General features: G+C 42.7%; 14 protein-coding genes, 2 pseudogenes and 2 other annotated features. All 16 genes and pseudogenes read right to left on the reverse strand.

Annotated features, from left to right (window positions below):
* Window positions 1-7: 7 nt before the first annotated feature.
* The 16 genes and pseudogenes from rplJ to QA442_RS22000 all read right to left on the reverse strand — a co-directional run bounded on the left by rplJ (window position 8) and on the right by QA442_RS22000 (window position 11,894).
* Window positions 8-508, reverse strand: coding sequence for a 50S ribosomal protein L10 (rplJ, locus tag QA442_RS21925; RefSeq protein ID WP_014662526.1), 501 nt, complete (start codon window positions 506-508; stop codon window positions 8-10).
* 65 nt (window positions 509-573) lie between these two features.
* Window positions 574-714, reverse strand: a sequence feature (ribosomal protein L10 leader region).
* A gap of 45 nt (window positions 715-759) precedes the next feature.
* Window positions 760-1,458, reverse strand: a complete 699-nt coding sequence (gene rplA, locus QA442_RS21930; RefSeq protein ID WP_003242022.1) for a 50S ribosomal protein L1 — start codon at window positions 1,456-1,458, stop codon at window positions 760-762.
* Window positions 1,459-1,552: 94 nt separating this feature from the next.
* Window positions 1,553-1,978 carry a 50S ribosomal protein L11 gene (gene rplK / locus QA442_RS21935; protein WP_003156430.1) on the reverse strand — a complete coding sequence of 142 codons (426 nt, stop codon included), beginning with the start codon at window positions 1,976-1,978 and terminating at the stop codon, window positions 1,553-1,555.
* 167 nt (window positions 1,979-2,145) lie between these two features.
* The gene (nusG, locus tag QA442_RS21940; protein ID WP_003225764.1) at window positions 2,146-2,679 is read right to left on the reverse strand and encodes a transcription termination/antitermination protein NusG; all 534 of its coding nucleotides are present in this window, start codon (window positions 2,677-2,679) and stop codon (window positions 2,146-2,148) included.
* A gap of 178 nt (window positions 2,680-2,857) precedes the next feature.
* Window positions 2,858-3,037 (reverse strand): preprotein translocase subunit SecE, encoded by a 180-nt coding sequence (gene secE, locus QA442_RS21945; protein ID WP_004399676.1) that lies wholly within the window; start codon window positions 3,035-3,037, stop codon window positions 2,858-2,860.
* Window positions 3,038-3,071: 34 nt separating this feature from the next.
* Window positions 3,072-3,221: a 50S ribosomal protein L33 gene (gene rpmG / locus QA442_RS21950; protein WP_003156421.1), complete on the reverse strand. Its 150-nt coding sequence runs from the start codon at window positions 3,219-3,221 to the stop codon at window positions 3,072-3,074.
* A gap of 92 nt (window positions 3,222-3,313) precedes the next feature.
* Window positions 3,314-3,970, reverse strand: a complete 657-nt coding sequence (gene sigH / locus QA442_RS21955; RefSeq protein WP_003225758.1) for an RNA polymerase sporulation sigma factor SigH — start codon at window positions 3,968-3,970, stop codon at window positions 3,314-3,316.
* Window positions 3,971-4,032: 62 nt separating this feature from the next.
* Window positions 4,033-4,544: pseudogene (rae1, locus tag QA442_RS21960) on the reverse strand (ribosome-dependent mRNA decay endonuclease Rae1/YacP).
* Window positions 4,545-4,550: 6 nt separating this feature from the next.
* A pseudogene (gene rlmB, locus QA442_RS21965) lies at window positions 4,551-5,299 on the reverse strand (23S rRNA (guanosine(2251)-2'-O)-methyltransferase RlmB).
* On the reverse strand, window positions 5,283-5,714 hold the full coding sequence (locus QA442_RS21970) for a mini-ribonuclease 3 (RefSeq protein WP_040081037.1): 432 nt from the start codon (window positions 5,712-5,714) through the stop codon (window positions 5,283-5,285). The pseudogene rlmB and the gene QA442_RS21970 overlap by 17 nt, the downstream one beginning before the upstream one ends.
* Window positions 5,715-5,717: 3 nt before the next feature.
* A complete protein-coding gene (gene cysS, locus QA442_RS21975) occupies window positions 5,718-7,118 on the reverse strand; it encodes a cysteine--tRNA ligase (protein WP_014478619.1) in 1,401 nt (466 codons plus the stop codon).
* Window positions 7,115-7,768, reverse strand: coding sequence for a serine O-acetyltransferase (gene cysE / locus QA442_RS21980; protein WP_003225749.1), 654 nt, complete (start codon window positions 7,766-7,768; stop codon window positions 7,115-7,117). Before cysE ends, cysS begins: the two co-directional genes overlap by 4 nt.
* 68 nt (window positions 7,769-7,836) lie before the next feature.
* Window positions 7,837-8,067: a binding site (T-box leader), on the reverse strand.
* A gap of 2 nt (window positions 8,068-8,069) precedes the next feature.
* A complete protein-coding gene (gene gltX / locus QA442_RS21985; protein WP_014662519.1) occupies window positions 8,070-9,521 on the reverse strand; it encodes a glutamate--tRNA ligase in 1,452 nt (483 codons plus the stop codon).
* Window positions 9,522-9,611: 90 nt separating this feature from the next.
* Entirely contained in the window at window positions 9,612-10,088 is a 477-nt protein-coding gene (gene ispF / locus QA442_RS21990) for a 2-C-methyl-D-erythritol 2,4-cyclodiphosphate synthase (RefSeq protein ID WP_014475594.1), read from the reverse strand.
* Window positions 10,081-10,779: a 2-C-methyl-D-erythritol 4-phosphate cytidylyltransferase gene (ispD, locus tag QA442_RS21995; RefSeq protein ID WP_095432283.1), complete on the reverse strand. Its 699-nt coding sequence runs from the start codon at window positions 10,777-10,779 to the stop codon at window positions 10,081-10,083. The genes ispF and ispD overlap by 8 nt, the downstream gene beginning before the upstream one ends.
* A gap of 14 nt (window positions 10,780-10,793) precedes the next feature.
* Entirely contained in the window at window positions 10,794-11,894 is a 1,101-nt protein-coding gene (locus QA442_RS22000; protein WP_014662517.1) for a PIN/TRAM domain-containing protein, read from the reverse strand.
* Between the last annotated feature and the right edge of the window lie 46 nt (window positions 11,895-11,940).

Below are 11,940 nucleotides of genomic sequence, written 5' to 3' on the forward strand. Positions count from 1 at the left end.
GATTAGATTAAGCGCCTTGTTCTTCCTTTTGTTCTGCCACAGCTTTTGCAGCAAGAGCAAAGTTGCGAACTGGAGCTTGAAGTACGCTAAGCAACATAGAAAGCAAGCCTTCGCGTGATGGAAGTTCAGCAAGAGCTTTCACTTCTTCAACAGTAGAAACTTTACCTTCGATTACGCCAGCTTTGATTTCAAGAGCTTCGTGATTTTTAGCGAAGTCATTCAGAACTTTAGCCGGAGCGACAACATCTTCAGTGCTGAATGCGATCGCGTTCGGTCCAGTTAAGAAATCATTCAAACCATTAAGCTCAGCTTGTTCAACCGCACGGCGAGTCATCGTATTTTTGTAAACTTTGAACTCAACGTTAGCTTCGCGAAGCTGTTTACGAAGTTCAGTTACTTCAGAAACGTTAAGTCCGCGATAGTCAACGATGATCGTTGATTTACTTTCTTTCAGTTTAGAAGCAATTTCTTCAACAACAACTTTTTTAGTTTCAATTGCGCTGCTCATGGTTACACCTCCTGTAGATTCTTGTGTAACACTTATACCGTTAGGTGATCACGACTGAGACGACGGATTCCATATAAAAAGCCTCCATGAGACATGGAGGCTGTATATACAAGCATACGTAACGTAATAGCTGTGATAATATACACCTCGGTAGGATGATTAAGCGGTTAGGCCCCTACTGTCTACGGTATAAATGATATTCTATTTTACAACATTTTGAATAATATCAGAATGTTGATGTCATGTCAATATTATTTTACGTTAAAAGTTGAAGAGTCTACTTTGACACCAGGTCCCATAGTAGAAGTTACAGCAACGTTTTTCACGTAAACGCCTTTAGCTGCGGCAGGTTTAGCTTTCAGGATTGTATCGTACATTGTCGTGAAGTTCTCAACAAGTTTTTCATCCTCGAAAGAAACTTTACCGATAGGAACATGAATGTTTCCAGCTTTATCTACGCGGTATTCAACTTTACCAGCTTTGATTTCGCCGATCGCTTTTTCAACTTCGAAAGTAACTGTACCAGTTTTAGGGTTTGGCATTAAACCTTTTGGTCCAAGTACACGACCAATTTTACCAACTTCACCCATCATATCAGGTGTAGCTACGATTACATCGAAATCGAACCAGCCTTGTTGAATTTTGTTGATGTAGTCAGTATCGCCTACGTAATCTGCACCAGCAGCTTCAGCTTCTTTCGCTTTTTCGCCTTTTGCGAAAACGAGAACGCGCTGAGTTTTACCAGTTCCGTTTGGAAGCACAACTGCTCCGCGGATTTGCTGGTCGTTTTTACGAGGGTCAACCCCTAAACGGAAAGCCACTTCAACTGTAGCGTCGAATTTAGCTGTGTTTGTTTTTTTAACGAGAGCTACTGCTTCAGAAACGTCGTAAGCTTTAGAACGGTCTACAAGCTTAGCAGCTTCAACGTACTTTTTACCTTTTTTAGCCATTTTAAAATTTCCTCCTTATGTGGTTATAGCGGAATAACCTCCCACGAATAAGGGTTGCGAACTTGTTAAAACTCGCAACCCGACAAGAAACAAATTAATCCTCGATTACAATACCCATACTGCGGGCAGTACCTTCAACCATGCGCATTGCCGCTTCAACGTCTGCTGCGTTTAAGTCAGGCATTTTCGTTTCAGCGATTTCGCGTACTTTATCGCGCTTAACGGTTGCCACTTTATTACGGTTTGGTTCACCAGAACCAGACTCAATTCCAGCTGCTTTTTTAAGCAATACTGCAGCAGGTGGAGTTTTTGTAATAAATGTAAATGAACGGTCTTCGTAAACCGAAATTTCAACAGGAATGATTAAACCAGCTTGGTCAGCTGTACGAGCGTTAAACTCCTTACAGAATCCCATGATGTTAACACCGGCTTGACCAAGTGCAGGTCCAACTGGTGGTGCTGGGTTAGCTTTTCCAGCAGGAATTTGCAATTTTACAACTTTAACTACTTTTTTAGCCACGAGACACACCTCCTTAAGTCCGTGATGTGGTAATAGGGTAAACCCTCCCACTCAAGGTTTCATTCTTTATATGAATGACGAAATATCATGCTAGTTGCCTTGGATAAGTCCAAGACGTACCTTTGCTATATTATCATTTATATATAGCAATTTCAAGTTTTTTCACATTACAATTTATCGATTTGGGTAAATTCCAGTTCAACCGGCGTTTCGCGGCCGAACATATTAACGAAAACTTTGACCTTGCTTTTGTCATAATCAATCTCTTCAATCGATCCAGTAAAGTTAGCAAAAGGTCCGTCTATTACTTTCACTGTCTCTTTCAGTTCAAAGTCAATATCAGTTTTGCGTTCGTCCATGCCCATTCTCTTCAAAATGGTTTCTGCTTCGCCTGGAAGAAGCGGCGTCGGTTTTGAACCTGATCCAGCAGATCCTACGAATCCAGTAACGCCCGGCGTGTTGCGGACAACATACCAAGAGTCGTCTGTCATTACAATTTCAACAAGCACATAACCAGGGAATACTTTCTTTTTCACGACTTTTTTCTTGCCGTTTTTGATATCCGTTTCTTCTTCTTCGGGTACGACTACACGGAAAATTTTATCCTGCATCCCCATTGATTCAACACGTTTTTCCAAGTTGGCTTTTACTTTATTCTCATAACCAGAGTACGTGTGAACAACATACCAATTCTTTTCCATTCTCTTCAGGACTGTCCAGTCCTTCCCTCCCCGCATTTGGTTTTAGTGAATTACCATAACGCTTCAAAAAATAGGCGGCAAGCCTATGATAACTTTCATTTTAAGCCACAATAAAAAACCCGCTGAACGGGTTTTGGCAAGTAATATTATGATCTATTATAGCACGTATTGCTGATCATTATTCAACTATTAAACGAATTAATTGAGAAATTCCTGTGTCAAGGAGGGCAAAAAAGATAACAAAAAAGATAACTGTTGAAATTACCGTAATGGTATAACGCGTTAACTCTTTTCCTTTAGGCCAGCTTACCTTTTTCATTTCTTTCCCAACATCTTTAAAGAATTTCATAATACGCATGTAAAAGACCTCCACAATTTAAAAAGCGCAAAAACTATTTTGTTTCAAGATGAGCTGTATGTGAATTGCAAGTACTGCAGTATTTCTTTACTTCTAATCGCTCAGCCGCTGATGCAGAGCTCTTCATTGTCGTATAATTACGGTTTCCGCATGTCTTGCATGCTAACGTAATCTTTTTTCTCATGTCATTACACCTTTTTCTAAATAGACATTAGTTCTTATCTTTAGTAACATATCATAGTCAGAAAAATACTGTCAATATAGCATAAATTCCTATTACAAACTGATTTCGCGAATTTCCAAGTACTTCTCCAGCTTGCGTTTCACACGCTGAAGGGCATTGTCGATCGATTTCACATGTCGGTTCAGTTCATCGGAAATCTCTTGGTAACTTCTCCCGTCGAGATATAAGACGAGTACTTTTCTCTCTAAATCACTTAGTAGTTCTCCCATTTTCATTTCAATGTCATCAAATTCTTCCTGATTAATGATCATTTCCTCAGGATTTAAGGTTTTCGCCCCTGAAATGACATCAAGCAGCGTTCGGTCTGATTCTTCATCAAAAATCGGTTTATCTAATGAGACGTAGGAATTCAAAGGAATGTGTTTCTGGCGAGTAGCTGTCTTTATTGCGGTAATAATTTGGCGGGTAATACATAATTCTGCGAAAGCTTTGAAAGAGGTAAGCTTGTCCTCTTTGAAGTCACGAATAGACTTATAGAGGCCTATCATACCTTCCTGAACAATATCTTCTCTGTCCGCCCCTATTAAGAAATAGGATCTTGCTTTCGCCCGAACAAAGTTTCGGTACTTCGTAATCAAGTAATCTAACGCATCACTGTCCCCAACATGAACCTTTTCAATGACCTGCTCGTCCTCCAACTGGCAAAACTGCTCTTTGTTGAATTTTCCCTTGTTGTTCTGTAGATTCACTCCGATCCCCCCGGCGCACGTAGATAGAAATATTATACAGTATTGGGCAAAAAAGCGTCAACTTAATCTAAGTCTCCCCGCCTCCACTTTTCAAACGTTTTCAAAACCTCTTCCGATAAAGCAATTTTACCCGCGGCTTTTCGGAAGTGATTTTTCTTACCCGTCTCTCTATTCGCCTTTCAATCGCTTCTACCTCTCTCAAAAGCTCCCGGGCCGATTTCCGCAATGCCCCCTGTCCGAAAATCGCCCATTGCTCAGTATAGTCAGAGGTCGCAACGTGAATTTGAGTCGCAATATTATTCAAAGCCTGAGCGAGCTTTTCTATCCGCTCATCAGCCGTCTCATTTTCTTTTGTAAAAATCACTTCAACTCGATGGTTGGTCTGTTTTTTCTCAAGCCCTTTTACGAGATGCGCGTCAAAAACAACAATAACCCTGTTTCCTGTATACGATTGATATTCCGCCATTTTCTGAATCAGTACGTCTCTCGCCTCTTCGAAACTGTTTGCTTTTAAATCCTTCAGCTGCGGCCAGGCTCCAATCATGTTGTACCCGTCTACTAACAGGATATCCATGGGTCTTTATTCTCCCAGAGGGTTTCGTTTCCGGTAGACTTCATACATCAAAAGACCAGCCGCGACAGATGCATTTAGTGAAGTTACCTTTCCGGCCATCGGGAGTTTAATGAGAAAATCACACTTTTCTTTCACGAGTCGGCCCATCCCTTTTCCTTCACTTCCGATGCTAAAGCCAAAGGCATATTGCCGTCCATATTGCGGTAATCCTCACGCGCGGACGCGTCCGTTCCGACAACCCAGATTCCCTGTTCTTTCATCTCTTCTAACGTCCGTGCCAAATTGGTGACTCTCGCTACAGGAATGTGTTCAATTGCCCCTGTTGAAGCTTTTGCCACTGTTGTTGTCAGCCCGACAGCTCTCCGTTTTGGAATGACGATGCCATGAGCGCCGACCGCATCCGCTGTTCTCATAATGGAACCAAGATTATGAGGGTCTTCAAGCTCGTCCAGAATGAGGAAGAAAGGCTGTTCATTTCTTTCCTCGGCTGCTTTATATAAATCGTCCAGTTCTGCATATTCATACGCTGCAACCTGTGCCACAACGCCTTGATGCTGTCCTGTCACCATTTGATCGAGTTTTTTTCTCGGGACGTATTGAATCGTGATTCCCTGCTTTTTCGCAAGCTCAATCACTTGCTGTGCCTGTCCCTTTACGGTGTTTTCCGCCATCCACAGCTTATACAGCTTCCGATCAGATTTTAACGTCTCGATCACTGCATTCTTCCCTATGACGTAATCATGTTGCTGACTCATTTGTTTTCCTCCCTGACGTCCCGAATTGTATAGCCTCGGCTACGAGCTGACTAAGCCGTTCCTCTCTTTTCTCTAGAAAAAGGTAGCCTAGAAGCGCTTCAAATGCTGTACTATAGCGGTACGTCTGAACATCTGTATTTTTAGGTGTTGTTCCTGACTTGGCATTTCTGCCTCTTTTCAGCACCGCTTCCTCTTCTTCCGTAAAAAATGATTGATTCTGCAGAAAAAATAGGATCTCAGCCTGCGACTTTGCCGAAACAATCCGGCTTGATTTCTTATGAAGATCATTTGGTTTGGTAAAGCCCTGCTTAAGCAGGTGATGCCTTACATATACTTCAAAAATGGCATCACCTATATAAGCAAGCGCAAGACCGTTAAGCTGCTTTGAATCTTTTATCGTATCAAATTCAAGCATCCGTTATTCTCCCCGTTTCCAGCGAGTGCCTTGAGCCGTATCTTCAAGAATGATATTCATGCTTTTCAGCTGGTCGCGAATCTGGTCTGACAACGCAAAATCGCGATTCCGGCGCGCTTCGTTTCGTTTTTCGATTAAGTCTTCAATCTCTTGATCGAGAAGTTCCTGCTCACCCAATGAAAAACCGAGAACAGAAACAATACGGTCAAACATCTCGATAAACGCCGTAATTACATGATCAGCCGTATGATCTTTCTGAAGATAATAATTGGCGTGTTTCGCTAAGTCGAACAAGACAGAAATCGCATTCGCCGTATTAAAATCATCGTCCATCGCTTCTTCAAATGCTTTGCGGTGTTCTTCAACTTTCTCAAGCCATTGATCGTCATCTTCCGTTAAATTCGTACTGCTGTTCAGACGGTGCTGAAGATTGCTGTACGCTGTTTTTAAACGGTTAAATGCGCTTTTCGTATTTTCTAGAAGCTCTTCTGAATAGTTAATCGGATGGCGATAATGAACAGATAGCATAAAGAATCTCAAAAGCTGCGGATCATGCTGTTTAATGATGTCATGCACAAGCACAAAGTTGCCCAGTGATTTTGACATTTTTTCATTATCAATATTGATATAGCCATTATGGAGCCAGTACTTCGCAAACGTTTTTCCTGTCAGTGCCTCAGATTGCGCAATTTCGTTTTCATGGTGAGGGAATGTTAAATCCTGTCCGCCCGCATGGATATCAATCTGGTCACCCAGATACTTTTTCACCATTGCTGAGCATTCAATGTGCCAGCCCGGACGTCCTTTTCCCCAAGGGCTATCCCAAGAGATTTCCCCTTCTTTTGCCGCTTTCCACAGTGCGAAATCAAGAGCATCTTCTTTTTTCTCTCCGACCCGGATGCGTGCACCTGATCTTAGCTCATCGATTGATTGCTGAGAAAGCTTTCCGTATCCTTCAAACGCTCTTGTTTTGAAATAAACGTCACCTTCTGATTCATAAGCGTAGCCCTTTTTCACGAGCTGATCTACGAATTCGATAATGGCATCCATGTTTTCCATCACTCGCGGATGAAGGTCGGCTTTTCGGCATCCGAGCGCACCTACATCTTCAAAATATGCTTTAATAAAACGCTCTGAAATGGTAGGCACATCCTCACCAAGTTCATTTGCCGCTTTAATTAATTTATCGTCTACGTCTGTGAAGTTAGAGACATACTGCACATCATAGCCTTTATACTCCAAATAGTTTCGAACCGTATCGTAAACGATAGCCGGACGCGCGTTCCCGATGTGAATGTAATTGTAAACTGTCGGTCCGCATACGTACATTTTCACTTTCCCCTCTTCAAGAGGAACGAATGTTTCCTTCTGTCTAGTCAATGTATTATAAAGTGTGATTGTCATTTTTGATTGATCCTTTCTTTTCTGTCTTCAAGTTCTGCCTTCAGCTCTAAAATCTGCTGTTCCAAAGACTTAAAGCGGTCAGCAACCGGATCGGGCAAATCCTGATGGTTTAAATCGCGTCTTACCTTCTTGCCATTTTGTACAACGACCCGTCCGGGGATACCGACAACTGTTGAAAAATCAGGAACATCATGCAGCACTACTGAACCAGCGCCAATCTTTGAGCCTTCACCGACCGTAATTGAACCGAGCACTTTAGCACCTGTGGCTATCAATGCGTCATCTTTAATCGTTGGGTGCCTTTTTCCCTTTTCTTTCCCCGTTCCCCCAAGGGTAACCCCCTGAAAAACGGTTACGTTATTGCCGATTTCACATGTCTCCCCAATGACAACCCCCATGCCGTGGTCTATGAAAAATCTTCTCCCAATTGTGGCGCCGGGGTGGATTTCGATCCCGGTAAAAAATCGGCTTACTTGAGATATAAGGCGTGCAAGGAAATAAAATTTTCGTTTATATAAAGCATGTGCAATCCGATGCGCCCATATAGCATGTAAACCGGAATAAGTTAAAATCACTTCAAAATAGCTTCTTGCTGCAGGATCTTGATCGAAAACAGTATCAATGTCTTCTTTGAGCATTCTAAAAAACACATGCTTCCCCCCGTTTCTCTATCTGATTTCCTCTGCCCAATAAAAAAAGCGTCTCTGCATGTAAACATGACAGAGACGCTTTAACCGCGCGGTTCCACTCTGTTTGAAAAGCAGACTCCTGCTCTCCCAACTTCAGCCTGTAACGGCGGCGGCCGCCTTTGAATACTGATTTTAAAAAACGTTCTTCAAAGGTCTTAAGGGCGCACTTCTAAAACCCGGCTCATGGATCTCTCTCAGCCAATGAAGATCCTTTCTGTAATGGCCTAAAGCTTTATACTCTTCCCTGTCAACAATCATTTATTTAGATATTTTTCAAACGCTGAATCGCAGTCTCTTTACCGATCAATTCGATTGATTGCGGCAGTTCCGGACCGTGAGTTTGCCCTGTAACAGCAACACGAATCGGCATAAACAGTTTTTTCCCTTTGTGGCCAGTTTCTTTCTGCACTGCTTTGATCGATGCTTTGATATTATCTGGAGTGAACTCCTCAAGCTCTTCAAGCTTCGCAGCGAATGTGCTGAGCACTTCAGGAACCTGCTCCTCTTCCAGAACAGCTTTCGCTTCTTGATTATACTCGATCTCATCCGCAAAGAACAAATCAGTCAGCTCAACAATTTCGGCACCGTAGCTTAATTGCTCATGATACAGGGAAATCAATTTGCGAACCCACTCTTGTTCTTCAGCAGAAAGCTCAGTGCCAACTTTGCCGGCTTTTTGCAAATGTGGAAGCGTCAGTTCAACAACCTGATCAAGATCCAGCTTCTTCACATATTGGTTGTTAACCCATTTTAGCTTATGCATATCAAACAAAGCTGGTGATTTAGATAAACGATTTACATCAAAAATTTCAATAAACTGCTCTTTTGTGAAAAGCTCTTCTTCTCCAACCGGTGACCAGCCTAGCAGTCCGATAAAGTTGAACAGCGCTTCTGGCAAGTAGCCAAGCTCTTTGTACTGCTCGATGAATTGAATAATGGATTCATCACGTTTGCTGAGCTTTTTACGGCTTTCGTTTACAATCAGCGTCATATGTCCGAACTGAGGAATATCCCACCCGAATGCTTGATAGATCATAATCTGTTTCGGTGTGTTAGAAATATGATCTTCACCGCGCAGCACGTGTGTCATTTTCATTAAGTAGTCATCAATAGCTACCGCGAAGTTATAAGTAGGCGTTCCATCCTTTTTCACAATAACGAAGTCGCCAATGCCATCTGATTCAAAAGAAATTTCGCCTTTTACGATATCGTTGAAGGCGATGACTTTTCCTTCCGGCACACGGAAACGAATACTCGGCTTTCTGCCTTCAGCAATAAATTTCTCCTGTTCTTCCTGAGTCAGATCTCTGTGTTTCCCAGAATACCGTGGCATTTCTCCGCGGGCAATCTGCTCTTCACGCTCTTTTTCAAGCTCTTCTTCCGTACAGTAGCATTTATAAGCAAGCCCTTTTTCAAGGAGCTCTTCATAGTACACTTTATAGATATCGTTACGCTCTGACTGACGGTATGGGCCGTACTCTCCGCCGACATCCACACTCTCATCCCAGTCAATACCTAGCCACTTCAGATAATTCAGCTGGCTTTGTTCTCCGCCCTCAATATTGCGCTTTTTATCAGTGTCCTCAACACGAATGATAAACTTACCGCCTTGATTGCGAGCAAATAAATAATTAAAAAGCGCCGTTCTGGCATTTCCAATATGCAAATGTCCGGTTGGACTCGGTGCATAACGGACGCGTACTTCGTTTCCCATTTTCAAATACTTCCTTTCATGTCATGTATGGCCTCAGGCAAAAATGTATGAATCTATTCTACCACCAAATAGACCCGGCATCAAAACAAGTTAGCCTTTTTGTATCAGTACAGTCGCCTGAGCCGCTATTCCTTCCGCCCGGCCTGTAAATCCAAGCTTTTCTGTCGTTGTTGCTTTTACATTTACCTGTGAAACCTCTGCCTCAAGGCCTTCAGCGATTCTTTTTCTCATATCTTCTATGTACGGCAGCATCTTCGGCTTTTGCGCTATGATGGTGCAATCAATGTTCCCAAGGACATACCCTTTTTGTTTCACGATTCCCCAAACATGCTGAAGTAATTTGAAAGAGTCTGCGTCCTTGAACTCAGGATCTGTGTCAGGAAAATGCTTGCCAATATCACCTTCACCCACAGCTCCCAGGCAGGCGTCAGCGACAGTATGCAGCAATACGTCTGCATCAGAATGGCCAAGCAGCCCTTTTTCGTACGGGATTTCAATTCCGCCAATAATTAGAGGACGGCCCTCCACTAATTGATGCACATCAAATCCTTGTCCAATTCTAAACATGTTTATTCCCACTTTCTAATTCCATGATAGCTTCAGCTGACGTCAGATCGTCTGGCGTCGTCAGCTTAATATTTGTATAACTGCCTTCTACAACACGGACCGAACCGCCTTCCATCTGTTCAACGAGGCTGGCGTCATCCGTCCCTAAAAATCCCTTGCGCTCGGCCTCAGCGTGAGCCTCCAACAATAAAGAAAGACGAAAAGCTTGTGGGGTTTGGACAGCCCACAAGCTTGAACGTTCAATCGTCTCGCTGACTTGTAAATTTTGAACGCGTTTAATTGTATCTTTTACCGGAACAGCGAGGATGGCCGCTCCTGTCTGTTCCGCCTCTGCGATCAGTTCGTCAATTTGTTCATGTTTTATAAATGGGCGGGCACCGTCATGTACAAGGACGATCTTTTCTTGCTTTACGGCTTTCAGCCCCTTATAAACACTGTGCTGACGCTCATCTCCGCCTGCAACAAGCTCAATCGAAGTTTGAAACGGATAATCGGTCAGCAATTGTTGAAAGTGCTCCCGCTCCTGCTCGTTAATCACCAAGATGATTTTTTCGCACTGCCGGTGGCTGTCAAACACTCTTAACGTGTGTATGATCACCGGGTCTCCTTTCAGCTCAATGAACAGTTTATTTCTCCCTGCCTTCATCCGCTTTCCCTGTCCGGCTGCAGGAATCACCACATCATAACTCATTGTTTTTTCTCCCTTTACAGCGCCTTCTCCAACAGCTTAGGCTTCGCAAAAATCATTCGTCCCGCTGCTGTCTGCAGCACACTTGTGACGAGTACATCAATATGCTTGCCGATATAATTGCGTCCTTCTTCAACGACAATCATCGTACCATCATCCAAGTAGGCAACTCCCTGATTATGCTCTTTCCCATCCTTAATGACCTGAACATTCATTTCCTCGCCAGGAAGCACAACAGGCTTGACCGCATTGGCAAGGTCATTAATGTTTAATACTGCTACCTTCTGAAGCTCGCATACTTTATTTAAATTAAAATCATTCGTCACAACGACCCCGGATGTCAGCTTCGCAAGTTTGACGAGCTTACTGTCAACCTCCTGAATATCCTCAAAGTCGCCTTCGTAAATTTCAACTTCAATGTCTAATTCTTTCTGAATGCGGTTCAGGATATCAAGACCGCGGCGTCCTCTGTTTCGTTTTAACACATCGGAAGAGTCGGCAATATGCTGCAATTCCTCAAGGACAAACTGCGGAATCACGATAACTCCCTCTAAAAATCCAGTCTGGCAAATATCTGCTATTCTCCCATCAATAATAACACTAGTGTCCAAAATTTTCAGCTTCTTGTCTTGAACCTCATGTTCTTCTTCAGCTGATCCTTTTTTCTTTTGCATTCTGGCGGAAATGGAAAACAGGCTGATCAATTCATCCTTTTTCTTAAAGCCCACCTGGAAGCCGAGATAACCGAGGAAGAAAGCCAAAAATACAGGGATAATTGTGCTGAATATGCGGTAAGGTATATTGTCTAAAGGAATGACATTTACGATAAGATAAGCAATTATAAGTCCAAAAACCAGGCCTAGACTTCCAAATAACAAATCTGGAACCGGCGCTTTTAACAATGAATCCTCTATCCACTTCACCCAGTTCACAACGTATTCTGTACCCCATATACTGATGAGAAAAAAGATAATTGCCCCAATTGCCGCAGACGTATATGCGTTTGTTATTAAAGGTATGTCCTGTATATTTAACAGTACAAACAATTCAGGTATTAGAAATATACCAACAACGCCGCCAAAAATAATGAAGAACGCCTGAACTATTCGTTTTAACATACCCCCACCTCCTTTTTAAACATTTTAATTTCACAAAGTTTTATGC

This window comes from Bacillus stercoris, assembly GCF_029772985.1.
In the GTDB taxonomy this organism is placed as follows: Bacteria; Bacillota; Bacilli; order Bacillales; family Bacillaceae; genus Bacillus; species Bacillus stercoris.